Annotated in this window: 22 protein-coding genes; 7 read left to right on the top strand and 15 right to left on the bottom strand. The window is 66.3% G+C overall.

All coding sequences use genetic code 11. From position 1 onward, the window contains the following. Position 1: 1 nt before the first annotated feature. From ACVN9Z_RS07170 to ACVN9Z_RS07160, 3 genes are all read right to left on the bottom strand, one after another. Positions 2 to 706: a pirin family protein gene (locus ACVN9Z_RS07170; protein WP_458213273.1), complete on the bottom strand. Its 705-nt coding sequence runs from the start codon at positions 704 to 706 to the stop codon at positions 2 to 4. A gap of 39 nt (positions 707 to 745) precedes the next feature. Then, complete coding sequence (locus ACVN9Z_RS07165; protein ID WP_458213272.1) at positions 746 to 2,338, bottom strand: MFS transporter; 1,593 nt, start codon at positions 2,336 to 2,338, stop codon at positions 746 to 748. A gap of 115 nt (positions 2,339 to 2,453) precedes the next feature. Next, the gene (locus ACVN9Z_RS07160; protein ID WP_006389532.1) at positions 2,454 to 3,140 is read right to left on the bottom strand and encodes a hydrolase; all 687 of its coding nucleotides are present in this window, start codon (positions 3,138 to 3,140) and stop codon (positions 2,454 to 2,456) included. Positions 3,141 to 3,455: 315 nt separating this feature from the next. Between ACVN9Z_RS07160 and ACVN9Z_RS07155 the strand changes: the two genes are divergently transcribed. Then, on the top strand, positions 3,456 to 4,379 hold the full coding sequence (locus ACVN9Z_RS07155; RefSeq protein ID WP_054441291.1) for a LysR family transcriptional regulator: 924 nt from the start codon (positions 3,456 to 3,458) through the stop codon (positions 4,377 to 4,379). A 51-nt stretch (positions 4,380 to 4,430) separates the two neighbouring features. On the opposite strand, the gene ACVN9Z_RS07150 is transcribed toward ACVN9Z_RS07155, so the two are convergent. After that, positions 4,431 to 5,327 carry a LysR family transcriptional regulator gene (locus tag ACVN9Z_RS07150; RefSeq protein WP_054485518.1) on the bottom strand — a complete coding sequence of 299 codons (897 nt, stop codon included), beginning with the start codon at positions 5,325 to 5,327 and terminating at the stop codon, positions 4,431 to 4,433. Between the two features lie 179 nt (positions 5,328 to 5,506). On the opposite strand from ACVN9Z_RS07150, the gene ACVN9Z_RS07145 reads away from it, so the two are divergent. Further along, the gene (locus tag ACVN9Z_RS07145; protein WP_234353062.1) at positions 5,507 to 6,646 is read left to right on the top strand and encodes a multidrug effflux MFS transporter; all 1,140 of its coding nucleotides are present in this window, start codon (positions 5,507 to 5,509) and stop codon (positions 6,644 to 6,646) included. Between the two features lie 108 nt (positions 6,647 to 6,754). Here ACVN9Z_RS07145 and gyrB read toward each other — a convergent pair whose 3' ends face one another. The 3 genes from gyrB to dnaA form a co-directional block, all read right to left on the bottom strand. Continuing rightward, the gene (gyrB, locus tag ACVN9Z_RS07140) at positions 6,755 to 9,202 is read right to left on the bottom strand and encodes a DNA topoisomerase (ATP-hydrolyzing) subunit B (RefSeq protein ID WP_006389534.1); all 2,448 of its coding nucleotides are present in this window, start codon (positions 9,200 to 9,202) and stop codon (positions 6,755 to 6,757) included. 95 nt (positions 9,203 to 9,297) lie between these two features. Further along, positions 9,298 to 10,407, bottom strand: a complete 1,110-nt coding sequence (gene dnaN, locus ACVN9Z_RS07135; RefSeq protein ID WP_045953395.1) for a DNA polymerase III subunit beta — start codon at positions 10,405 to 10,407, stop codon at positions 9,298 to 9,300. 2 nt (positions 10,408 to 10,409) lie between these two features. Continuing rightward, entirely contained in the window at positions 10,410 to 11,870 is a 1,461-nt protein-coding gene (dnaA, locus tag ACVN9Z_RS07130; RefSeq protein ID WP_024067305.1) for a chromosomal replication initiator protein DnaA, read from the bottom strand. A gap of 413 nt (positions 11,871 to 12,283) precedes the next feature. Here dnaA and rpmH point away from each other — a divergent pair, with 413 nt between their 5' ends. The 5 genes from rpmH (at position 12,284) to ACVN9Z_RS07105 (ending at position 16,605) form a co-directional block, all read left to right on the top strand. Continuing rightward, positions 12,284 to 12,418, top strand: a complete 135-nt coding sequence (gene rpmH, locus ACVN9Z_RS07125) for a 50S ribosomal protein L34 (protein ID WP_003816025.1) — start codon at positions 12,284 to 12,286, stop codon at positions 12,416 to 12,418. Between the two features lie 44 nt (positions 12,419 to 12,462). Continuing rightward, positions 12,463 to 12,834 carry a ribonuclease P protein component gene (locus ACVN9Z_RS07120; protein ID WP_026382422.1) on the top strand — a complete coding sequence of 124 codons (372 nt, stop codon included), beginning with the start codon at positions 12,463 to 12,465 and terminating at the stop codon, positions 12,832 to 12,834. Next, positions 12,831 to 13,154 carry a membrane protein insertion efficiency factor YidD gene (gene yidD / locus ACVN9Z_RS07115; RefSeq protein ID WP_006389538.1) on the top strand — a complete coding sequence of 108 codons (324 nt, stop codon included), beginning with the start codon at positions 12,831 to 12,833 and terminating at the stop codon, positions 13,152 to 13,154. The genes ACVN9Z_RS07120 and yidD overlap by 4 nt, the downstream gene beginning before the upstream one ends. A 48-nt stretch (positions 13,155 to 13,202) precedes the next feature. Continuing rightward, on the top strand, positions 13,203 to 14,888 hold the full coding sequence (yidC, locus tag ACVN9Z_RS07110; protein ID WP_458213271.1) for a membrane protein insertase YidC: 1,686 nt from the start codon (positions 13,203 to 13,205) through the stop codon (positions 14,886 to 14,888). A 271-nt stretch (positions 14,889 to 15,159) separates the two neighbouring features. Further along, a complete protein-coding gene (locus ACVN9Z_RS07105) occupies positions 15,160 to 16,605 on the top strand; it encodes a catalase (protein WP_458213270.1) in 1,446 nt (481 codons plus the stop codon). A 249-nt stretch (positions 16,606 to 16,854) separates the two neighbouring features. Here ACVN9Z_RS07105 and ACVN9Z_RS07100 read toward each other — a convergent pair whose 3' ends face one another. The 8 genes from ACVN9Z_RS07100 to ACVN9Z_RS07065 form a co-directional block, all read right to left on the bottom strand. Next, the gene (locus tag ACVN9Z_RS07100) at positions 16,855 to 17,781 is read right to left on the bottom strand and encodes a PLP-dependent cysteine synthase family protein (RefSeq protein ID WP_054514186.1); all 927 of its coding nucleotides are present in this window, start codon (positions 17,779 to 17,781) and stop codon (positions 16,855 to 16,857) included. A 112-nt stretch (positions 17,782 to 17,893) separates the two neighbouring features. Then, positions 17,894 to 18,079: a hypothetical protein gene (locus ACVN9Z_RS07095; RefSeq protein ID WP_242608411.1), complete on the bottom strand. Its 186-nt coding sequence runs from the start codon at positions 18,077 to 18,079 to the stop codon at positions 17,894 to 17,896. A 31-nt stretch (positions 18,080 to 18,110) separates the two neighbouring features. Further along, positions 18,111 to 19,025 carry a TauD/TfdA dioxygenase family protein gene (locus ACVN9Z_RS07090; RefSeq protein ID WP_054449003.1) on the bottom strand — a complete coding sequence of 305 codons (915 nt, stop codon included), beginning with the start codon at positions 19,023 to 19,025 and terminating at the stop codon, positions 18,111 to 18,113. Positions 19,026 to 19,249: 224 nt separating this feature from the next. Further along, positions 19,250 to 20,452 (bottom strand): M20 aminoacylase family protein, encoded by a 1,203-nt coding sequence (locus ACVN9Z_RS07085; RefSeq protein WP_054507917.1) that lies wholly within the window; start codon positions 20,450 to 20,452, stop codon positions 19,250 to 19,252. A gap of 132 nt (positions 20,453 to 20,584) precedes the next feature. Then, positions 20,585 to 21,601: an ABC transporter ATP-binding protein gene (locus ACVN9Z_RS07080; RefSeq protein WP_155867364.1), complete on the bottom strand. Its 1,017-nt coding sequence runs from the start codon at positions 21,599 to 21,601 to the stop codon at positions 20,585 to 20,587. Next, positions 21,598 to 22,593 carry an ABC transporter ATP-binding protein gene (locus ACVN9Z_RS07075; protein WP_054507916.1) on the bottom strand — a complete coding sequence of 332 codons (996 nt, stop codon included), beginning with the start codon at positions 22,591 to 22,593 and terminating at the stop codon, positions 21,598 to 21,600. Before ACVN9Z_RS07075 ends, ACVN9Z_RS07080 begins: the two co-directional genes overlap by 4 nt. 11 nt (positions 22,594 to 22,604) lie before the next feature. Further along, complete coding sequence (locus ACVN9Z_RS07070; protein WP_024070809.1) at positions 22,605 to 23,522, bottom strand: ABC transporter permease; 918 nt, start codon at positions 23,520 to 23,522, stop codon at positions 22,605 to 22,607. Next, positions 23,519 to 24,493: an ABC transporter permease gene (locus tag ACVN9Z_RS07065; protein WP_006389548.1), complete on the bottom strand. Its 975-nt coding sequence runs from the start codon at positions 24,491 to 24,493 to the stop codon at positions 23,519 to 23,521. The genes ACVN9Z_RS07070 and ACVN9Z_RS07065 overlap by 4 nt, the downstream gene beginning before the upstream one ends. Positions 24,494 to 24,502: the final 9 nt, after the last annotated feature.

Here is a 24,502-nt window from a genome sequence, read left to right as displayed (position 1 = left end):
GTCATGCATGGGTATCGGCCAACAGCAGCTCGGCATCATCCAGCGCGGTGATGCGCAGGTCGGTTTCGTCCAGGATGGCGGCGCCGTCGCCGCTGCCGATCTCGATATCGTTGACGGTCAGCCGTCCCTTGGAAGACACCAGGTAGCCACGGCGCCGTCCGTGCGCAAAGCGATATGTGGCGGCTTCGCCGGCCTTGAGCGCCACGGCCAGCAGCCGCGCGTCGCTGCGGATCGGCAGGGCGTCGTCGTCGCCCTCGATGCCACTGGCCAGCGTGACGAAGCGGCCGTTGCAGGCCTCGCGGGCGAACGACTTGCGGCCCCAGCTAGGCGGCACGCCGCGGCGGTCCGGCTCCAGCCAGATCTGGAACACCCGTGCGGGCCCGCCTTCCATATTGAATTCCGCGTGCGTCAAGCCCTTGCCCGCGCTCATGACCTGCACGTCGCCGGCGCGCGTGCGGCCGCGGTTGCCCAGGTCATCCTCGTGCGTCAGCGCGCCTTCGCGCACGCAGGTAATGATTTCCACATCGGTATGCAGCAGCGGCGGAAAGCCCGCGCCCGGCGCGATGGTCTCGTCGTTCCAGGCTCGTAGCGCCCCCCAGCGCATGCGCGCGGGATCCTGGTAATTGGCGAACGAGAAATGATGCTTCACGTCGAGCCAGCCGCGGCGGGCATGGCCCAGGGTGGTAAGGGGACGGCGCTCGATCATGGGCAGACTCCAGGTCGGGTTATCGAATCGTCAGTGCGGTCAGCGCTTCAACGCCAGGAAGTGATGCACTTCGGGCTTGTCCGGGCCGATATGGAAGCGCAGCGCCTCGGCCTGCAGGTCGGCGTCGGCATGCGAGACGCGGTGATGCTGGCGCAGATGCTCGGCCCACGACTCCACGAAGAACCACTCCATCACGCGCTCCGGATCGCCGGTATGCTCAACCACGCCCCAGGCGTAGGCGCCGTCGCGCAGCCGCTCCTGCGACAGGCGCTGCATCGCTTCCAGGAAGGCGGGACGATCCTCCTGCCGAACGCGATACTCGACCTGAATCAGCACCGGACCGCGGTCATTGGCCACCGGCGCGGACACCAGCGGCTCGGGCCAGTGGTTCGACGCCTGCAGGTCGGCCTCGCCCACCGGCAGCCGCGCCCGGTGGAACAGCAGCGCCACGGCCACCAGGCCGACCGCGCTGACCACCAGCGCATACGGCACGCCGATCTCCCGCGCCACCAGGCCCCAGCCCAGGCTGCCGGCCGCCATCGCGCCGTTGAACACCATCAGGTACACCGCCAGGCCGCGGCCGCGCACCCAGTTCGGCAGGATCGCCTGGGCCACGCCGTTGAACGTCGTCAACGCGGTGATCCAGCCCATGCCCAGCAGCACCAGCATCAGCACCGCCAGCCACTTGGGCGGCGCGAACACCAGCACGCCCATCACCACCGCGCTGACCACCGAGGCCAGCAGCACCAAGCCGTCCGCATTGAGCTTGGCGCCCAGTTTCGGCATGACCAGGGCGCCAACGATGGCCCCTGCGCCCACCGCGCCGAGCAGCACGCCGTAGAAGCCGGAAGAGCTGCCCAGCATCTGCCGCGCCACCAGCGGCAGCAATGCCCAGACCGCGCTGGCGAACAGGAAGAACACGGCGGCGCGCAGCAGCACGCGATGCAGTTCCTTGCTGGCCCGCGTGTAGCGCAGGCCGGCACGGAACGCGCCGAAGAAGTTCTCCGACAGGGCGCTATCGACCTTGGCGGGCCGCTTCCACCACAGCAGGGCCGCGATCACGAACACATAGCTCAAGACGTCCATGCCGTAGGTCACCGCCGCGCCGAAGCTGGCCAGGATCAGGCCGCCCGCCGCCGGGCCGATGGCGCGCGCGATATTGATGCCCAGGGAATTGAGCGCCACCGCGCCCTTGAGGTCCTCGCGCGGCACCAGCTCGGGCACGATCGATTGCCAGGTCGGCCCCATCAGCGCCGCGCCGATGCCGCCGACGAACGTCAGCGCGATCAGGTAGTCCACCGTCAAAGCGCCAAAGTGCGACAACAGCAGCAACGTGCCGCTGACCGACGCCAACAGCAACTGCACGAAAATCAGGAAACGCCGGCGGTCCAGGATGTCCGACAGCACGCCGGCAGGAATCGCCAGCAGGAAGATGGGCAGCGTCGCCGCTGTCTGGATCAGCGCCACCGCCGCCGGACTGGCCGACAGGTCGGTCACCAGCCACGAGCTGGCGACATCGCGCATGAAGCTGCCGACGTTGCCCAGCACGGTGGCCGCCCACAGCACGGCAAAGACGGGTTGGCGCAGCGGCGCGAAGCCGCTGCCCGGAGAACGGGTGTTGTTGTTCGGCATGGAACGCTCCTGGATCGCTCGGGGTCGCCAGGGGCGTTCAGCATGCCGCCTGCCGTGATCGGAAAATGGCGACCTGGCCGGCCGTGGCAGCGCCACCGCCGGCCAGGCACGCGGCTTACTTGGCCGGGTTGGGGCCGATGCGTTCGCCGTGCGTCACGCGCTCGGCCAGCTTGTGCACGTGGGTGACGGCGTAGTCGATGCCCATGCCGTAGGCGCCCGAGTGCTCCTTGGCGATGCCGGTCACGGCGTCATAGGTTTCCTGGCGAGCCCAATCGCGCTGCCATTCCAGCATTACCTGCTGCCAGGTCACCGGCACCACGCCGGCCTGGATCATGCGGTCCATCGCGTACTTGTGCGCGTCGGCCGAGGTGCCGCCCGAGGCGTCGGCCACCATGTAGATCTCGTAGTCGCCTTCCAGCATGGCGCACAGGGCGAAGGTGGTGTTGCAGACTTCGGTCCACAGGCCCGCCACCACGATTTTCTTGCGGCCGTTGGCAGCCAGCGCATCGCGCACGTTCTGGTCGTCCCACGAGTTCATCGAGGTGCGCTCCAGGATCTTGTTCTCGGGGAACACGGCCAGCAGTTCGGGGTAGGTGTTGCCCGAGAAGCCATCGGTTTCGACGGTGGTGATGGTGGTCGGGATGTTGAAAGTGCGCGCGGCCTTGGCCAGGCCCACCACGTTGTTCTTGAGCGTCTGGCGGTCGATCGACTGCACGCCAAACGCCATCTGCGGCTGCTGGTCGATGAAGATGATCTGGCTGTTTTGCGGGGTCAGGACTTCGAGGTACTTGTTGGCGGACATGGTGGCTCTCTCTTTCAAGGAATCGTTCAAGGAAATGCGGCTAGGTGAATTCGGGCACTGCGCAAACCGTTCCGGCCTGCCCCGCTGCCGTCGTGTCCGAATGCCGCTTGAGGGGTTTCGTTCACGTCGTCTGTCGGTATGGGCATATTAGGGATCCGCCCTTCGCCTGAGAATCCGCAACGGGGAATTGCATCCTTTCCATTTTTTGCATGATCCCCATGGCCCGGGTGTTTCCGGCCCGGCCGTCCCCGGGCGTTCTTGTTCGTCACATAGCCAGCCGCTATCATCGACGCCACTTTCTTTGCGAGAATCATCATGAACAAACTGCCGGATCTGGAAGGCTGGGCGATCTTCGCCAAGGTCGCCGACACGGGCTCGTTCGCCAAGGCGGCGGCCGAACTGTCCCTGTCCCAGGCCACGGTGTCCAAGACCATCACGCGTCTGGAAACCAAGATGAAGACCATGCTGTTCCACCGCACCTCGCGCAGCATGTCCCTGACCGAATCCGGCTACGCGGCGCTCGAGCGCGCCGCCCGCATCCTGGAAGAAGGCGAGGCGGTCGAGGCCGAGGTCACGGAAAAGTCCACCAGCCTGCGCGGCAAGATCCGCCTGGCCGCGCCCATGTCGTTCGGCGTCACGCACCTGGCGCCCATGCTGCCGCCCTTCATGCAGGCCCATCCCGACGTCGACCTGGAGATCGAATTCAACGACAAGCAATCGGACCTGGTGTCCGAACGCTTCGACCTGGCGCTGCGCATCTCCAATCTGGTGGACTCGACGCTGCTGGCGCGGCGCCTGTGTTCGGTGCGCATCCTGCTGGTGGGCGCGCCCGGCTACTTCAAGCGCGCCGGCCGGCCCAAGCACCCGCGCGACCTGGCCCAGCACACCGCGCTGCAATACATGTATGCGCGCACCGGGTCGAGCTGGCGCTTTCGCCACGACAAGCACGGCGAGTTCTCGCAGTCGTTGCCGGTGCAGTTGAACGTCAACAACGCCGAAGCCCTGTCACCCGCGCTGCAGGCCGGCCTGGGCCTGGCGCTGCAACCGGAGTTCCTGGCCTGGGAAGACCTGCAATCGGGCGCGCTGGAAACCGCCATGGACGACTGGCAGGTCGACCCGATCGCGCTGCACATCGTCACGCCGCCGGGGCGCCGGCGGCCGGCGCGGGTGCAGGCGCTGATCGAGTACCTGGCGGAACGGTTGACGGCGGAACCTTGGGCCAACGACGTGCAGGGATAGGCAACGCGCCGCGGCATTGGCGCGAGCAGGCCCGCAGGGGCATGGCAGCGACTACGTAGCCTTGCCGCTGCCCGGCGCGCAATCGGCGAAAGCTGACGTGATTGCCTCCACCACGACACGGACTCTGGCCGTGCGCGCCAGATCTTGGTGCAGCACCAGCCACGCCTCGTAAGGCTTGGCCCGATGGCGTTCCGGCCATAGCCGCACCAGCGCGGAATCACGCCGAGCCACGTACTCAGGTAACTCACCAATGGCCAAGCCGGCGCGCACGAAAGTCGCGAGCATCAGGCTCGAATCCAATTCGGCGACCACGCGCCCCTGCGCTCTTGATTCCCCCGCCAACGTGTCGTCCTGCCGGCCGGTCACCCCCTGCTGGTACAGCGCAATATCGTGATTCGCGAGGCCTTGCCCGGGCTGCGGTTCACCATGTTTCGCCAGATAGCCTCGGGTCGCGTACAAGCCAACTTCCCAGCAGCCGAGTTGGCGAACGATCAAATCCGGCTGCTCCGGCCGCAGGGTACGCACGGCGATGTCCGCCTCCCGCCGCGCCAGATCGAGCAACCGCGTCGTCGTGCTCAGGATCACCCGCAGTTCGGGATGGCTGGCACGCAGGTTTTCGATGGCAGGAACCACGAAGTCCATCGCCAGCGCATCGGTAGTGGTCAAACGCACCTCACCGGCCACGCGCGCATCGGCGCCTTCGCCGCGGCGCTCGAAGGAGACCGCCATGCGTTCCATGTCCTCGGCCATGTGCAGCACGTTCTGGCCGATGTCCGTCAGCGCCAAGCCCCCCGTGGTGCGCAAGAACAGTCGACTGCCCAGCGCCCGCTCCAACCCCGTCAGGCGGCGGCTCACCGTGGTCTGGTCTATGACCAGCTCCTGCGCCGCCCCGCGCAAGGTGCCGGCGCGCTGAATCGCCAGAAATATCCGCACGTCGTCCCAATTCATCACGGCCTCGTCGCATGTGTATGCAAATACGCAGCCATGGGCTGCTTTTTTGTGCATTTTCACATGGAAGGCATCTCCGTAGCATGGGAACTCGCCTCTTCTGAACCTTGACGCGCAGCCAGCTCGCCTGGCTGCCGGGAACCACTATGCCTCGCTTATCGTTCATTCTGACCGTCGCCATGCTGAGCGCCTTCGGGCTGATCGCGTCGGACGTCTATCTGCCCGCCATGCCAAGCATGGCCAGGGAATTCGGCGTCGCCGACTGGCAGATGCCGCAGACCATCTCGTTCTACCTGCTGGCTCTGGCAATTGCCCAATTGACCTACGGGCCGCTGTCGGATCGCAATGGCCGCAGGCCCGTGCTGCTAGCCGGCATCGGCCTCTACATCGTCGGGTCGGTGGGCTGTGCCCTTTCCGACAGCTACAACGGGTTCCTGGCTTGGCGCATGCTGGAAGCGATCGGCGCGGCTGCGGGCCTTGTCGTTGGCCGCGCGCTGATCGCTGACACCTGCGACAAGCGCGCCTGCGCCAAGGTCTATGCGGTCATCTACCCTCTGGTGTCGCTGTCGCCTGCGCTGGCGCCGGCCCTAGGCGGGCACCTGGCCGCGGCTTTCGGCTGGCGGGCTGATTTCCTTTTCGTCGTCGCGTTCGGTGTCGTCGCGTTGCTGATGGTGATGACGCTGCTACCGGAAACGCTCCCCGTCGCCGCCCGCACCCGGACCTCTCCCTTTGCGGGCTTCAGCCATGTTCTGCGCGACCGCACTTTTCGCCGCTATACCTTGGTGGTCTGCGCGATCTATTGCGCCTGGTTCGTCTACTTGACCCAATCGCCGTTTCTTTTCGCGCGCCAAGGCTTGAGCGAGGAGCAAAGCGGTTGGCTGTACCTGCCGCTGACGGCCGGCATCATCAGTGCCAACCTGCTGGCCAGGCGGCTGCTCGATCGCTGGCCCTACGATCGCATCCTCGCCGCCGGCATCATGTGCTTCGTGCTTGGCGGAATGGCATTCCTGGCCGTGATGGCATTGGGACTCCATGGCGCGGCCGCGGTAGTGATGCCGATGTGCCTGGTCAGTCTCGCCAATGGCTCGTCACTGTCACTGGCCGTGTCCGGCGCCATTGCCAGCGAGCATGGGCATGCGGCGACCGCGTCCGGACTGGTGGGATTCTGCCAGATCGGCAGCGCCGCACTGGTCGCTATGGGTGTCAGCGCAGCCTTCGGCACCGGCTTTGGCGTGCTCGGCGGCACGGTGCTGGCGCTCGGCCTGATCGCGCTGTCCACCTGCCTGCCACGGCCTGGGCGCCAAACGGAAGTGGCCTGACAGGCTCCCTCGCACGGCCCGATGCGGAAACGCCCGGCAATGCCGGGCGTTTCCATTCATGCTTGCGAGCAGCGAGAATACTTGCAAGGTCAATGAGAACCTGCGCGATCAGACGTCGATATTCCCCGCCGACAGCGCGTGCGCCTCGATGAAGTTGCGGCGCGGCTCCACGTCGTCGCCCATCAGCGTGGTGAAGACCTCGTCGGCCGCGATGGCGTCCTCGATCTGCACGCGCAGCAGGCGGCGCACCTTCGGGTCCATGGTGGTTTCCCACAGCTGGTCCGGGTTCATTTCGCCCAGGCCCTTGTAGCGCTGCTTGGAGATGCCGCGGTCGGCTTCGCTACGCAGCCACTGCATGGCTTCGCGGAAGTCGGACACGGTCTGTTCCTTGCGCTTGTCGCCTTCGCCACGCGCCACCAGCGACTGCGGGCCGACCTTGCCGGAGAAGCTCTTGGCGGCCTTGGACAGGATGGCGTAATCCGAACCGCCAATGAAGTCGGCATCGATGATGCTGACGCGCACGTTGCCGTGGTGCATGCGCTGGATCGACAGGCGATGGCGTTCGGTGGCGGCGTCGAACTCGGGCACCACTTCCACGCCGTTGCCGCTGATCGGATCGCGCATGGCATCGGCCAGGCGCTTGGCCGAATCGGCGGCGGCCTCGGCCGTGTCCAGGTTGATCTCGACGCCCTCGGCCATGGCCGACAGCGCGGCCACGTCGAACACGCGCGACAGGCGCGCGATGACGCCGTCGGCGGCCACGTACTGGCGCGCCAGTTCGTTGAGCTCATCGCCGCGGATGATGTTGCCGCCAGCGATGATCTCGGCATCCTTCAGGGCCAGCTGCAGCATGAACTGCGCTTCTTCCTGGTCATCCTTCAGGTAGCGCTCTTCGCGGCCGACCTTGACCTTGTACAGCGGCGGCTGGGCGATGTACACATAGCCGCGCTGCACCAGCTCGGGCATCTGGCGGTACAGCAGCGTCAGCAGCAGCGTGCGGATGTGCGCGCCGTCGACGTCCGCGTCGGTCATGATGATGAGGCGGTGGTAGCGCAGCTTGTCGACGTTGAAGTCCGGGCCGATGCTGGTGCCCAGCGCGGTGATCAGCGTGGCGATCTGCTCGCTGGCGATAAGGCGGTCAAAGCGCGCCTTCTCGACGTTCAGCACCTTGCCGCGCAGCGGCAGGATGGCCTGGAACTTGCGGTCGCGGCCCTGCTTGGCCGAGCCGCCTGCGGAGTCACCCTCGACGATGTACAGCTCGCACAGCGCCGGGTCCTTCTCCTGGCAGTCGGCCAGCTTGCCGGGCAGGCCGGCGCCTTCCAGCACGCTCTTGCGGCGCGTCATTTCACGCGCCTTGCGGGCCGCTTCGCGCGCGCGGGCGGCTTCGACGATCTTGCCGCACAGCGCCTTGGCGTCGTTCGGATGCTCCAGCAGCCAGGTTTCCAGCGTGCGGGCCACGGCCTCTTCGACCGCCGGACGCACTTCGCTCGAGACCAGCTTGTCCTTGGTCTGGCTGCTGAACTTGGGTTCGGGCACCTTCACCGACAGCACGCAGGCCAGGCCTTCGCGCATGTCGTCGCCGGAGGTCTCGACCTTGGCCTTCTTGGCCAGTTCATTGTCGGTGATGTACTTGTTGATGATGCGGGTCATCGCCGCGCGCAGGCCGGTCAGGTGCGAGCCGCCGTCGCGCTGCGGGATGTTGTTGGTGAAGCACAGCACGCTTTCGCTGTAGCTGTCGTTCCACTGCATCGCCACTTCCACGCCCACCGGCACGCCGCCGGCGGTGGACTCGGTGGTGACCGAGAACACGTTCGGGTGCAGCACCGTCTTGGCGCGGTTGATGTATTCGACAAAGCCCTTCACGCCGCCGGAGAAGGCGAAGTTCTCTTCCTTGCCCTGGCGCTGGTCGATCAGGCGGATCTTGACGCCGTTGTTCAGGAACGAGAGCTCGCGCAGGCGCTTGGAGAGGATCTCGTAGTGGTATTCGACGTTAGTGAAGATGATCGGGTCGGCCAGGAAGCGCACTTCGGTGCCGCGCTTGTCGGTCGTGCCGGTCACGGCCAGGGGCGCGACGCGCTCGCCCTGGCGGAATTCCATCTGGTGCACTTCGCCGTTGCGGCGGATGGTCAGGCGCAGCCACTCGGACAGCGCGTTCACGCACGACACGCCCACGCCGTGCAGGCCGCCGGACACCTTGTACGAGTTCTGGTCGAACTTGCCGCCCGCGTGCAGTTCGGTCATGACGATTTCCGCCGCGCTGCGGTGGAATTCGTCGTCCTTGTGGATATCCGTGGGAATGCCCCGGCCGTTGTCGGTGACCGAGATCGAGTTGTCGGTGTGGATGGTGACGACGATGTCGTCGCAATAGCCAGCCAGCGCTTCGTCAATGGCGTTGTCGACGACTTCGAACACCATGTGGTGCAGACCGGTGCCGTCCGATGTGTCGCCGATGTACATGCCGGGGCGCTTGCGCACGGCCTCCAGCCCCTTGAGCATCTTGATCGAGTCGGCGCCGTAGCCGCCGTTCTCGGGAGTGGTGTTCTGCTGATCTGACATGTCTGTATCGATAACGCTTTAAAGAACGGCCTGGCGGCCGGACCGCCGGCGGGCCATCGGGCCCGCGGGCGGCACAAACCCACAGCTGCGCGGACTCAGATCCGCATGGGCATGACGACGTACTTGAACTGGTCGTCTTCGGGCAGGGTGATGAGCGCCGACGCGTTGGCATCGGGCATGACCGACCACTGGATGTTGTCCACCTTGACGTTGGACAGCACGTCGAGCAGGTAGCCAACGTTGAAGCCCACGTCCAGCGGCTCGTGGCCGTAGTCGATGTCGATTTCTTCCTGCGCTTCTTCCTGCTCGGCGTTGGAAGAAGAAATCTTCATCTGGTTCTGCGCCAGTTGCAGGCGCACGCCCTTGAACTTGTCGGTGGTCAGGATGGCGGCGCGCTGCAGGCTGCCCTGCAAGGCTTCGCGGCCCACCAGGAAGTGGCGCGTGTAGTTGGTCGGGATGACGCGGGTGAAGTCGGGGAACTTGCCTTCGACCAGCTTGGACACCAGCTCGACGTCGCCGAAGCGGAAACGGATCTGGCCCGGCGCCACGTCGATCGAGACGGGTTCGTCGGAGTCTTCCAGCAGGCGCTGCATTTCCAGCACGGTCTTGCGCGGCACGATCACTTCGTGGCGTTCGCTGATGCCGTCGGCTTCGGTGGAGCAGTGCGCCAGGCGGTGGCCGTCGGTGGCGACCGCGCGCACGCGGCCCGGTTCGAACACCAGCAGCATGCCGTTCAGGTAGTAACGGATGTCCTGTTGCGCCATGGCGAAGTGCACCATGTTGAACAGGTGGCGCAGCGTGCGTTGCGGCATGCTCAGCGACACGTCCCACTGCTCGGGCTGGGCCACGGTGGGGAATTCGCTGGCGGCCAGCGTCTGCAGCGCGAAGCGGCTCTTGGCCGACTGCACCGACAGCTTGTTGCTGGCCAGCGCCAGGCGCACGTCGCCGGTGTCCGGCAGGGCTTTCAGGATGTCCAGCAGCTTGCGCGCCGCGACCGTGGTGGACTCGTTGTCGTGACCCACGCCGAAGTCGGCGTGCGTGGTGATCTGCACTTCGAGGTCGGTCGCAATGAAGGCGACCTTGTTGCCTTCCTTGCGCATCAGGATGTTCGCCAGGATGGGCAGGGTATGGCGTCTTTCGACGATGCCCGCCACGGTCGACAGCGGTTTCAGCAATGCATCGCGTGTGGTTTGTACGAGTTGCATGGTCATCCTTTTAGAGTTTGTTCCAACACGTGCAGGGTATGGTTGAGCTCCGCTTGCTTGGCGCGGGCGTCGGAAATCTTGCGCACGGCGTGCAGCACGGTGGTGTGGTCACGGCCACCGAACAGATCGCCGATTTCCGGCAGGCTTTTCTGGGTCAGCTCCTTGGCCAGGTACATGGCGACCTGGCGCGGCAAAGCGATATTGGCCGGCCGGCGTTTCGAATACATGTCGGCGACCTTGATCTTGTAGAAATCCGCCACCGTCTTCTGGATGTTCTCGACGGTGATCTGGCCGTTGGACACGGACAGCAGATCCTTCAAGGCTTCCTTGCAGACGTCCACGGTGAGCACGTCGCGGCCGTGGAAGCGGGCGTAGGCCAGCACCTTGCGCAACGCGCCTTCGAGTTCACGCACGTTGCTGCGCAGGTGCTTGGCGATGAAGAACGCCACTTCCTCGGGCATCGGCACGCCTTCGGACTCGGCCTTGCGCAGCAGGATCGCCACGCGCATCTCGAGTTCGGGCGGCTCGATCGCGACCGTCAGGCCGGAATCGAAGCGCGAGATCAGGCGGCTGTCGATGCCCGACAGTTCCTTCGGATAGGTGTCGCTGGTGATGATGATCTGCTTGCGCTGCGCCACCATCGCTTCGAACGCATAGAAGAATTCTTCCTGCGTGCGGTTCTTGCCGGAGAAGAACTGGATATCGTCGATCAGCAGCAGGTCGAGCGAATGGTAGTAGCGCTTGAAGTCATCGAACGCCTTGCGCTGGTACGCCTTGACCACGTCGGACACGTACTGGTCGGCATGCACGTAGCGCACGCGCACCCCGGTGCCCGCCGCCACCATGGCGTTGCCGATGGCGTGGATCAGGTGGGTCTTGCCCAGGCCCACGCCGCCATACAGGAACAGCGGGTTGTACGACGTGCCCGGGTTCTCGGCCACCTGCAGCGCGGCGGCGCGCGCCAGCTGGTTGGCCTTACCCGTCACGAAGTTCTCGAACGTCAGGTCGGTGTTCAGGCGCGAGCGCTCGTACACGATGTTGGCGGCGTCCGCGTTCACGGCCGCGGCCGCCGCGGTGGTCGCGACGGGAGCGGGCGCGGCGGGCTGCGCCGGCATGCCGGGTGGCGGCGCGCCGCCCAGGGGCGCGGCGGCCGAAGGCGCGGTCTGCACGGGCGGCTGCGCGCGCACCGGCGCCACCGGCATGCGCGGGGTGGTGCCTTGCGTGGGCAATTCGAACAAAACCTGTACCGGACGCTCGAACCACTCCGCGGCCAACGCTTCGATCTGGTGGGAGAAGTTCTTGCGCACCCAGTCCAGCTTGAACCGGTTGGGGGCGGCAACGCGCAGCACCGCCTGCGTCTCGTCATACGCAAGCGGGACCAGCGGTCGTATCCACGCGCTGATTTGTTGGGGGGGGAGTTCCTGCTCAAGACGACTGACGCAGGTCTGCCAGAATTCTTTCATGTCGCTCTTATTCAAACCTCGATTCTACCTTGCCTGGGCACGGGTTATCCACAGGGTAGGGCATGGACGTGCACAATCCGCCCCCTTAACTGTTTGACAAGACAGGGAAAACTTGCTGAAATGGTGGGCTTTTCCGAATTCTGTCTGTCAGAAGGTTTCGCAGAAGGCCCAGATTCGCACGGGTAATAGGGTAATGGTTACACTTACCCCGTCCCCGGAACTGTGCCTTGCTGAATAGGTCGCCCGGGGATTACCCGGACCAGAGCCCCGTCTACAAGCCTGTCTTTGCCAGCGAATCCGCATATCACATGCGATTCGCAGCGAAACGCTTACTAGATACCCGCTACCGGATTTGCGACCAGGAACCCTCCGGGCAGGTCCCTTCTGACTTTTGTTCTTTTTGTGGATCGTCCATGAAACGCACCTACCAACCTTCCGTTACCCGCCGCAAGCGCACCCATGGTTTCCGCGTGCGCATGAAGACCCGCGCTGGCCGCGCCATCCTGAACGCTCGCCGCGCCAAGGGCCGCAAGCGTCTGGCCGTCTAAGTCTCGCTTTCTGCGCAGACACCCGACCCGCTGACCCGCAGTCCATGCCGCGCGCCACGCTTCCGCCGGAGGCGCGGCTGCATCGCCCCTCCGAGTTCGCCGCCGCCCTCAAAGGCCGGCGTCTGGCCCGAGGGGCGTTTTTCGTTGTGAGCGCCGCTTCCAACGATCTGCCTCCCGGCCAGGCTCCCTGTGCCCGGCTGGGCCTGGTGATCGCCAAGCGCTTCGCCGCCCACGCCACCACGCGCAACGCCCTCAAGCGGGTCATCCGCGAAGCGTTCCGCCACCGGCGGCTCGGATTGCCGGCGAAAGACTACGTCGTCCGGCTGCACAGCAAGGTGACGCCCGCCACGCTCACCGCGCTGAAACAGGCGGCCCGGGCCGAAGCGGACGCTCACTTCGAGCGGATCGCGCGATGAACGGGCCATCCCCCCGGCAGGCAGGCCGCGCGCAGCGCGGGCGTTCCGTGGGGGCCGCAATACTCATTGCCCCGATCCGGTTCTACAGGTTTTTCCTGAGCCCCTGGATCGGCCGGCAATGCCGCTTCACTCCGACCTGCTCGGCGTACGCGATCGAGGCGATCGAACGCCACGGGCCCTGGCGCGGCTTCTGGCTGATGCTGCGACGCATCGGCCGCTGCCACCCCTGGTCGCCCGGCGGCTGGGACCCGGTTCCCCCGGGCAAGGGAACCAATGGCGGTGCCTGCTGTTCCCATGGCCACCGCACCGAGCATGATTGACGCTAAACTGGCGGGCTTTGCTGGCCCGTATTCACTTCAGTAGGCACCATGGATATCCGACGAACCGTCCTCTGGATGATTTTCTCCTTCTCGCTGTTGCTCCTGTGGAACAACTGGCAGATCCATAACGGCAAACCGTCGTTGTTCGGGGCGCCCACGCCCACGGCCAGCACGAACGCCAACGGCACGCCGGCCGCCGCGAACAACGCGACGCCCTCGGTGCCCAATGCGCCGCCGGCGACCGCCGCCGCGCCCTCGGCCGTGCCGGGCGCCGCCGCGCCGGTGCCGACGCGCTCGGAAGAAGTCGTCATCACCACCGACGTGCTGCGCCTGACCTTCGACACACTGGGCGCCCAACTGGTGCGCGCCGAGCTGCTGAAGTACCCGTCCACCGGCCAGGCCGACAAGCCCACCGTGCTGCTCGACCGCACCGCGGGCCTGAACTACGTGGCCCAGACCGGCGTCGTCGGCGCCGCCAATGGCCAGAACTTCCCCACCCACCAGACGCCGTTCCGCGTGGTCTCGACCGACCGCCAGATGACGGGCGACAGCCTGGCGGTGGCGTTCGAAGCCGAATCGGGTGGCGTGAAGGTCACCAAGACCTTCACGCTGCACCGCGGCCGCTATGACATCGACGTGCGCCACGACCTGGCCAACGTCGGCGCCGCCCCCGTGACGCCGGCGCTGTACCTGCAGCTCGAGCGCGACGGCAACGACCCGGCCGACACCTCCAGCTTCTATCACACCTTCACCGGCATGGCCGTCTACTCGGAACAGGACAAGTTCCAGAAGATGACCTTCGCCGACATCGAGAAGAAGAAGGCCAACTACATCAAGCAGGCGGACAACGGCTGGATCGCCGTGGTGCAGCACTACTTCGCCACCGCCTGGGTGCCGCCGCAAGGCAAGCCGCGCAACAACGAAGTGCTGGAAGTGCAGAAGAACCTGTACGCCGCCCGCACCATCGAAGCCGTCGGCGAGATCGCCCCGGGCGCCGCCGCCCGCGTCGATTCGCACCTGTGGGTCGGCCCGCAGGACCAGAAGGCCATGGCGGCGCTCGCCCCCGGCCTGGAACTGGTGGTCGACTACGGCTGGCTGACCATCATCGCCAAGCCGCTGTTCACGCTGATGACCTGGCTGCATTCCATCCTGGGCAACTGGGGCTGGACCATCGTCGCCCTGACCGTGCTGATCAAGGCGCTGTTTTACCCCCTGGCCGCCGCCAGCTACCGCTCCATGGCCCGCATGAAGCAGGTCGCCCCGCGCCTGCAGGCCCTGAAGGAAAAGTACGGCGACGACAAGCAGAAGCTCAATGCGGCCATGATGGAGATGTACCGCACCGAGAAGATCAACCCGCTGGGCGGCTGCCTGCCGATGGTGGTGCAGATCCCGGTGTTCATCTCGCTGTACTGGGTGCTGCTGGCCAGCGTGGAAATGCGCGGCGCGCCGTGGATCCTGTGGGTGCACGACCTGTCGATCCGCGACCCGTACTTCATCCTGCCCGCCATCATGATGGCCACCATGTTCCTGCAGATCAAGCTGAACCCGACGCCCCCGGACCCCGTCCAGGCCAAGGTCATGATGATCATGCCGCTGGTGTTCGGCGGGATGATGTTCTTCTTCCCGGCCGGCCTGGTGCTCTACTGGTGCGTCAACAACACGCTGTCGATCGCGCAGCAGTGGTCGATCACCCGCGCCATGCAGCGCAAGACGGAAGCCGCGGCGAATCGCTGATTCCCGCTCGCGCCATGAAAAGCCGGCCCCCAGGGGCCGGTTTTTTTTCGTCCAGGTTGCACGCGGGTTTGGCGGCGATGCGCGTCAGGTCACGCCAGTGATAGTTATTTTCAATCAAATTTGATGGATCAATCAACTTCACACTGCAAACAATGACCCCTATGATGTGTCGGAGATATCCCCCCGGCCGGCAATGTTCCGGGACGGTATCCGATCACGTTGCGCGGCCCCGTCGCCGCGCATTCCAGGAATTACGTAGGGAGTGTGTGCCATGACCGACAAGAAGCATCTGACCACCGCCTCTGGCGCCCCGGTGGCCGACAACAACAACACCCTGACCGCCGGCCCGCGCGGCCCGGCGTTGTTGCAGGACTTCTGGCTGATAGAAAAGCTTGCCCATTTCGACCGTGAACGCATCCCCGAACGCGTGGTGCACGCCAAGGGCTCGGGCGCCTATGGCACCTTCACCGTCACCCACGACATCATCAAGTACACCCGCGCCAGCATCTTCTCCAAGGTCGGCAAGCAGACGCCGCTGTTCCTGCGCTTCTCGACCGTGGCCGGCGAGCGCGGCGCGGCCGACGCCGAGCGCGACGTGCGCGGCTTCGCCATCAAGTTCTACACCGACGAAGGCAACTGGGACCTGGTGGGCAACAACACCCCGGTGTTCTTCATCCGCGACCCGCTCAAGTTCCCCGACTTCATCCACACCCAGAAGCGCGACCCCAAGACCAACCTGCGCAGCGCCACCGCGGCCTGGGATTTCTGGTCGCTCAGCCCCGAATCGCTGCACCAGGTCACCATCCTGATGAGCGACCGCGGCATTCCGGCCAACCTGCGCCAGCAGCATGGCTTCGGCTCGCACACCTTCAGCTTCGTCAATGCCGAAGGCGAACGCTTCTACGTGAAGTTCCACTTCAAGTCGCAGCAGGGCATTGCCTGTCTGACGGACGAGGAAGCCGCGCAGGTCGTGGCGCACGACCGCGAAAGCTCGCAACGCGACCTGTTCGACAACATCGAGCAGGGCAACTTCCCGAAGTGGACGCTGAAGGTGCAGATCATGCCCGCGGCCGAAGCCGAGACCTATCACATCAATCCGTTCGACCTGACCAAGGTGTGGCCGCACGGCGATTACCCGCTGATCGAAGTGGGCGTGCTGGAACTGAACAAGAACCCGGAGAACTACTTCGCCGAGGTCGAGCAGGCCGCCTTCACGCCCGCCAACGTGGTGCCCGGCATCGACTTCTCGCCGGACAAGATGCTGCAGGGCCGCCTGTTCTCGTACGGCGACACGCACCGCTACCGCCTGGGCATCAACCACCACCAGATCCCGGTGAACGCGCCGCGCTGCCCGTTCCACAGCTATCACCGCGACGGCGCGGCGCGCGTGGATGGCAATGCCGGCGGCACGCTCAACTACGAGCCCAACAGCGCCGGCGAATGGAAGGAAACCCCGTCGGCCGGCGAGCCGCCGCTGCCGCTGGACGGCCAGGCCGCCGCCCGCTGGAACCACCGCGTCGACGATGACTACTACTCGCAGCCGGGCGCCTTGTTCCGCCTGATGACGCCGGCGCAGCAGGAATTGCTGTTCGGCAACATCGGCCGCCACATGGCCGGCGTGCCCGAGGAAATCCAGCGCCGTCAGCTGGAACACTTCCGCAAGGCCGATCCGGCCTACGCGGCGGGCGTGGCCAAGGCACTGGGCCTGAAGCTGTAAGGGCGGCGCCCCGGCGCGGCCAACGCGCCGCGCAACACGCATCGGGCGGCCCGCGGGCCGCCCGTTTTCTTGCCTGCCGTGCGCTTTCCGCCTGCGTTTTGCTCCAAAAACCGCCGCAAGCGACTTCTCCACAACTGGGCGGCGAAAAGTTATCCCCATTCGTCCACAGCCAATTCACAGGCAATCCACAGGAATTCCACAGGCGCTGGGGATAGCTTTCCCCGTGAATGCTGTGGAAAACCCGCTTTCCTAGTATTTCAGGCCGGTATCGCACAGCACCGTGGCCACCGCCGCATCCGGGCGCAGCCGTCCCGAACGCAACAGCTTGGCCGCCGCGCACACGTTGGCGGCAGCGGAATAACCCACGTACAGCCCCTCGCGCACGGCCAGCAGGCGCCGCCATTCCTGCGCCTCGTCATCGGTGACCGCAATGCTCAGGTCCATCAGGGACGGAACCCAGTGCGGCGGCACCGCGCCATAGCTGGTGCCCTGGATCAGGTGGCGCGCCTTGGTCACCGGCGCGCCGGCCAGCACTTCGCAGCCCAGCGGCTCGACCGCCGCGCAAACGGTGGCGGCGCTGGCCGCCTTGAGCGCGCGCGCCACGCCCATGAAGGTGCAGCCGGTGCCGACGGCCGCGGCCCAGCCATCCACGGGGGCGCCGAATTGTTCGAGGATTTCGCGGCCGGTGCCGGTCTCGTGCGCGGTGATGCATTCAACCGCGTTGAACTGGTCGACGTAGAAGCCGCCGCGCTCGCGCGCCAACTCGGCGGCGACACGGGCCGCCGCCTCGACGTCGGCGCCAGTGACCTGCCCCGCGGCGCCATCGACCTGCGGCACCAGCACCACCTCGGCGCCCAGTCCTTCCAGCATGCGGGCACGGGCGGGGCTGTTGCCGGCCGACATGGTGACGACCAGCGGATGCCCCAGCGCGGCGCAGGCCACGGCCAGGCCCGCCCCCATGTTGCCGCTGGTCATCTCGATCACCGGCATGCCGGGCCGGAGCCGGCCATCGGCGCGGGCGGCCAGCAGGATGGCCTTGGCGGCGCGGTCCTTGACGCTGCCGCCCGGCTGCAGGAATTCGGCCTTGGCCACGATGCGGCCAGGGCCATCGTGCGCGCGGCTCAGCGCGATCAGGGGGGTGTTGCCGATGAGTTCAATCGAGGAGGTTGCCAGCATGTCGAATCCGGTGGGCGCGCCCGCGCGCATCCGGCGGATGCGGAGACGCGGATGATGCGTACCGGACTATTTTAGGGATGCTGGAATATCCACAGGTCGGCGCGCACGCCGATCAACCGCGGCGGGGCGCGATGTCGGACGGCGCGACAGCCGCGGGCTGCGACGACGCGGCATGGGCGCCGCCGGCCGCCAGCGCGGGCGTGGGCGAGGCCAGGGCCACCAGGGCCAACGCCAATGCCACGCCGGCCGCGGTGGCGGTGCGAACCAGTCGTTCGCGCAGGTCAGGTGACAGCTTCATGGTGTTCCTTGTGGATAAGTCGCGCATCGGCCTAGAACGGCACGTCGCCCTCGATCGTGGTGCGGTACAGCTTGCGGCGCAGGTGGTCGGGCGTGCCGCCCGCCAGGTGGATGAGCGAGCGGTTGTCCCAGAACACCAGGTCGTGCGGCTGCCAGCGGTGGCGGTAGATGTGTTCGGGCCGCACGCTGTGCGCGAACAGTTCGTCCAGCAGTTGCCGGCTCTCGTCTTCCGGCAGGCCTTCGATGTGGGTGGTGAAGCCTTCGCTCACGAACAGGGCGCGGCGGCCATTCTCGGGATGGGTGCGCACCACCGGATGCGACACCGCCTGCACCTGCGCCACCTGCTGCGCGCTCAGGTTGGGCCGCCAGTTGCCTTCCTTCTGCAGCTGGCCGTACTTGGCCAGGTACGAATGCACCGCGCGCCTGCCTTGGACGGCGTTGCGCAGCGCGGCGGGCAAGGTGTCATAGGCCAGGTGCATGTTGGCGAACAGCGTGTCGCCGCCTTGCGCCGGCAATTCCTGCGCATGCAGCAGCGAGCCCAGGCTGGGCAGTTCCTTGTACGAGATGTCCGAATGCCAGTACTTGCCCGCATCGCCCAGGCCGACCGGCTTGCCGTTCTCGACGATGTTGGAGACGATCAGGATCTCGGGATGATTGGCCAGGTGGAACTGGTGCAGCACGTGGATCATCAGCGGCCCGAAGCGGCGGCTGAAGTCAATGTGCTGCCGCGGCGTGATGCGCTGGTCGCGGAACACCAGCAGGTGGTGGTCCAGATGCGCCTGGTGCACGCGCTTGAAGTCGGCGGGCGACAGTTCTTGTCCCAGGTCCAGGCCGATCAGTTCGGCGCCCACCGGGCCCGGCAGCGGCCGCAACTCGAACGCCTGCGCGGCCGGGCGCGGCGGGACGGGGGCGGCCTCTTCGCGCCGCACGGCGTTGCTCTGGGACATCGGTCACTCCGGTTGGCGTGGCGGCGTTGCCGCCGGCGCTGAGATCCATCCGCGGATGGATCAGGAATGATCGATTATGGAAAGCGCGCCTTGTATCTCAAACGAAGTTATCGGCGTTTGAACAAAGCCTGGCGTCATATAGAAAAACCGCCCGGAGAACCGGGCGGCTTGGGGCGGCATCACGCATAAGCAAATAACCGCAATGCCTGAAGCGCCGTGGCGCGCTACTTGTGCTTGGGCAGGTAGGCCTCGACCAGCTTGACCCAATACGTCGCGCCGACCGGCAGCAGCGCGTCATTGAAGTCGTAGTTCGGATTGTGCAGCTGGCACGGCCCCATGCCGTGATAGCTCTCCATGCGATGGTCGCCGTCGCCGTTGCCCAGGAACAGATAGGTGCCGGGCAGGGCTTCCAGGAAAAAGGAAAAGTCCTCGGCGCCCATGAAGGGCGGCATGTCGCGCACCACGTTCTCGGCGCCGAAGGTGTCCTCGGCCACCTGCGCGGCAAACGCGGTTTCCTTGTCCCAGTTCACCAGCGGCGGATAGGCGCGCACGAAGTCCAGCGTGCCGGTGCCGCCGTACACCTGCGGCAGCGTGGTGGCGATGCGGCGCATGTCTTCCTCGATCTTGTCGAGCACCTCCACCGAATAGGTGCGCACCGTGCCGCGCAGCACCGCCTCGCCGGGAATCACGTTGTAGGCGTCGCCGGCGTGGATCTGCGTGATCGACAGCACCGCTTGCTCCAGCGGATTCTTGCTGCGCGAGATCACCGTCTGCAGCGCGTGCACCATGTCGGCCGCGACGATGATCGGGTCGACCGACGCATGCGGCTGCGCGGCGTGGCCGCCCACGCCCTTGATGACGATGTCCCAGCGGTTGCTCGACGCCATGGTGGGACCGGCGCGAAAGCCGAACTGGTTGACCGGCATGCCGGGCATGTTGTGGATGCCGAACACCGCGTCACAGGGGAATTTCTCGAACAGTCCATCCTGCATCATGGCGCGCGCGCCGGCGTTGCCGCCTTCCTCGGCCGGCTGGAAGATGAACACCACGGTGCCGTCGAAATCGCGATGCGTGGACAGGTATTGCGCCGCGCCCAGCAGCATCGTGGTGTGGCCGTCGTGGCCGCAGCCGTGCATGCGGCCGCTGATGGTGGACTTGTGCGCGAAGCGGTTGTGCTCGGGCATGGGCAGCGCGTCCATGTCGGCGCGCAGGCCGATGGTCTTGCCGCCGCTGCCGCCGCGCAGGACGCCGACCACGCCGGTTTTCCCCAGCCCCGTGTGGACTTCCAGCCCCCATTGGCGCAGGCGCTCGGCCACCAGGCTGGAGGTGCGCGTTTCCTGGAAGGCCAGCTCGGGATGGGCGTGGATGTCACGGCGCAGTTCGGTCAGCTCACCGTGGGCGCGTTCGATTTCGGCTAGGGTTTTCATGGCGGTGGATAGGCGGAAGGGAATAGGGAGGAAAGGGCAGGACGCAAACGAGAGAACGGATGTCGTATGACAGCGTATCGGAAAATTCTCGCGCCCGTCGCCGGCCGCGTCCAGCGTTGTTACGGATTGGCGCTAGCGCGCGTCGTTCAGGTGGCAGGCGCTGAACTGCATCGGCGCCACCTCGCGCAGCAACGGCCGTTCGGTCTTGCAGCGCGGCATGGCGTGTGGACAGCGCGGATGGAAAGCGCAGCCCCCGGGCGGATCCAGCGGCGACGGCAGCTCGCCCTTGATCGGCTGGTAGCTGCGGCGCCCCGGTGTGAGCGTCGGCAGTTCCTTGAGCAGCGCCTGCGTGTACGGATGGTTGGCGCGCTGGAACACGGTATCGGTCGGCGCCAGTTCGACCACGCGGCCCAGGTACATGATGGCGACGCGATCCGAGATATGGCTCACCACGCTCAGGTTGTGGCTGATGAACAGGTACGTCAGGTCCAGCTCGTCGCGCAGTTGCTCGAACAGGTTCAGCACCTGCGCCTGGATCGACACGTCCAGCGCCGCCACGGCCTCGTCGCACACGATCACCGAGGGTTTCAGCGCCAGCGCGCGCGCGATGCCGATGCGCTGGCGCTGGCCGCCCGAGAACTGGTGTGGATAACGCTGCGCGAAGGCCGGGTCCAGCCCCACCTGGCGCATCAGGCCGGCGACGTACTCGGCCTTGTCGCGCGCGCGGATAAGGCCATGCGCCACCGGCGCCTCGCCGACGATCTCGCGCACCCGCATGCGCGGGTTGAGCGAGGCGTAAGGGTCCTGGAAGATCATCTGCACGCCCAGCTCGTAGGCGCGCCGCTGCGGGCCCGCCATGGCCTTCACCGCCTGGCCCTGGTAGTGCACCTCACCGGAAGAGGGCGGCAGGATGCCCGAGACGATGCGACCCAGCGTCGATTTGCCGCAGCCGGATTCGCCGACGATGCCAATGACCTCGCCCGGCTGCACGTCCAGGTCCACGCCGGCCACGGCGTGCACCACCTGCGTCTTCAAACCCGCGCCCAGCAGGTTGGCGATGCGGCCGGCCAGGTCCACGCGTTGCGTGAAGCGCAACTCCACGCCGCGCAGCGACAGGATGGGGGCGGCGTTGCGATCGGCGGCGCTCATTGGACCTCCGGCGCGCCGGCATGCCAGCAGCGCACCCATTGCGCCGGGCGCACCTCCACGGGCTGCGGTTCGGTCAGACAGGCCTCGCTGGCGCGCGGGCAGCGCCCGCGAAACGCACAGCCCTGCGGCAGGTTCAGCAGCGACGGCGTCATGCCGGGAATCGGCACCAGCGGCCGGCCGCGCGATTCCGGCGTGGGAATCGAGGCGATCAGGCCGTGCGTGTAGGGATGCATCGGATGGCTGATGACGTCGAGCGTGCTGCCGGTCTCGACCACGCGGCCGGCGTACATCACCGACACGCGGTCGGCCAGCCCCGCCACCACCGCCAGGTCGTGCGTGATCCACACCAGGCCGGTGCCGGTCTCGCGGCACAGCTTCTGCACTTCGAACAGGATCTGCCCCTGGATGGTCACGTCCAGCGCCGTGGTGGGTTCATCGGCGATGATGACGCGCGGCGAATTCAGCAGCGCGATCGCGATCGCCACGCGTTGCCGCATGCCGCCGGACAACTGGTGCGGATAGGCGCGCAGGCGTTCCTGCGGTGACGGGATGCCGACCATCGTCAGCGTCTGCAGGGCGCGTTCACGCGCCTGTTCGCGCGATACCTTGCGATGCGCCTGCACGGCTTCGATCATCTGCGTATCGACGCGCAGCACCGGGTTCAGCGTCATCATCGGGTCCTGGAAGATCATGGCGATCTCCTGGCCGCGCAACTGCCGCCATCGCGCGGGCGACGCGCCGCGCAGGTCTTCACCGTTCAGGCGCAGCTCGCCCTCGACGATGCGGCCCGGTTCATCCAGCAGGCCCATCAGCGAGAAACCGGTGATGCTCTTGCCCGAACCCGATTCGCCCACCAGCCCCAGGATCTCGCCTTCGGCCACCGTCAGGTCGACGCCATCGACTGCCTTGACCACGCCGTTGCGGGTGAAGAAATGCGTCTTCAGTCCGCGCACATCGAGGACCGGCGACTTTTCCACAGCTTGTATCTGCATCGCGTCCGCCCTCAGTTCGCGTGGCGCGGGTTGAGCACATCGCGCAGGTGGTCGCCCACCAGGTTGATGGCGATGATGGCCAGCGCCAGCGCGATGCCGGGGAAGAACGAGATCCAGTACTGGCCCGACAGCAGGTACTCGAAGCCGTTGTAGATCAGCATGCCGAGCGACGGCTCGGTCACCGGCACGCCCACGCCCAGGAACGACAGCGTGGCTTCCAGCGCGATGGCGTGCGCCAGGTCGATGGTGGCGATCACGATCAGCGGCGGCATGCAGTTGGGCAGCACGTGGCGGAACAATACCCGCCCCCACGACAGCGACATGCAGCGCGCCGCCTCGACGTATTCCTTGCCGCGCTCGACCAATGCGGCGCCGCGCGCGGCGCGGGCGAAATAGGCCCACTGCACCACGATCAGCGCGATGATCACCTTATCCACACCCTTGCCCAGGATCGCCAGCAGCATCAGCGCCACCAGGATCGCCGGGAACGACAACTGGATATCCACAATGCGCATCAGCAGCGCGTCGATGCGCCCGCCGAAGTACGCCGCGATCAGGCCCACGGTGGCGCCGATGCCGAACGCCGCCAGCACCGACACGGTGGCCACCAGCAGGCTGGTGCGCATGCCGTACAGGATCGCCGACAGCAGGTCGCGCGCCTGGCCATCGGTGCCCAGCCAGTAATGCATGCTGCCGTCGCCGCTTTCGCTGCCGGGCTTGAGTTTGGAATCCATGATGTCCAGCGATGCCAGGTCATACGGATTCTGCGGCGCGATCCACGGCGCCAACAAAGCGGCGCCGACGATCAGCACCAGCATCACCAGGCCCAGCGTGGCCAGCTTGCTGGCGAAGAAATCGCCCAGGAAGCGGCGCCACGGCGTCTGTTCCCTGGCGGCGGCGGGTACGGCTGCAGTCACGGGGGCGGTCATCGGCGGCTATCCAGGCGTACGCGGGGATCCAGCACCGTATAGATGATGTCCACCACGAGGTTCAGCATCACAAGGAAGAACACGATCAGCAGCAGGTACGCCACCACCACCGGCCGGTCCAGGTTGATGATGGAATCGATCAGCAGCTTGCCCATGCCGGGCCAAGAGAACACCGTCTCGGTCACCACCGCGAAGGCCATCACCTGGCCGAACTCCAGGCCCGCCACTGTCACCACGGGGATCAGGATGTTCTTGAGCAGGTGCACGCCCAGCACGCGCTTTTCCGACAGGCCCTTGGCGCGCGCGAACTTGATGTAGTCCATCGGCAGCGCCTCGCGCGTGGCGGCACGGGTCACGCGGATGATCATGGCACACTTGGCGAAGGCGATGGTGGCGGCCGGCAAGGCCAGGCTGAGCCAGCCATCCAGCGTCAGCACGCTCAACTGCAGCGAACCGATGCTGACGGTCTGGCCGCGTCCGCCGGCCGGCACCCAGCCCAGCATCACCGCGAACACCATGATGAGCATCAGGCCCACCCAGAAATTGGGCAGCGAGAACCCCAGCACCGATCCCGTCATGATGGCGCGCGAGCCGGCCGCCTTGGGCTTGAGGCCCGCGATGATGCCCAGCGGCACGCCGATCAGCACCGACAGCAGCATGGCCACACAGGCCAGCTCGACGGTGGCCGGCATGCGCTCCAGGATCAGGCGCATGGCTGGTTCGCCGGTCAGGAAGCTGTTGCCGAAATCACCGCGCACCGCCTGGCCCATGAAGATCAGGTACTGCCGCCACAGCGGCAGGTCCAGGCCCAGCGACGCGCGGATGGCGGCGCGCTGGGCCTCGGTGGCCTCCGGACTGGCCAGCATCGACACCGGATCGCCGACCATGTAGATGCCGGCGAAGACCAGCGCCGACATGACCAGCATGACGACGATGGTTTGCAGCAGCCTTCGTACGATTGTCGCTAGCACAGGATACCG

This window comes from Achromobacter sp. KK8 (assembly GCF_054188005.1).
This window is presented reverse-complemented; position numbering and strand designations above follow the sequence as displayed.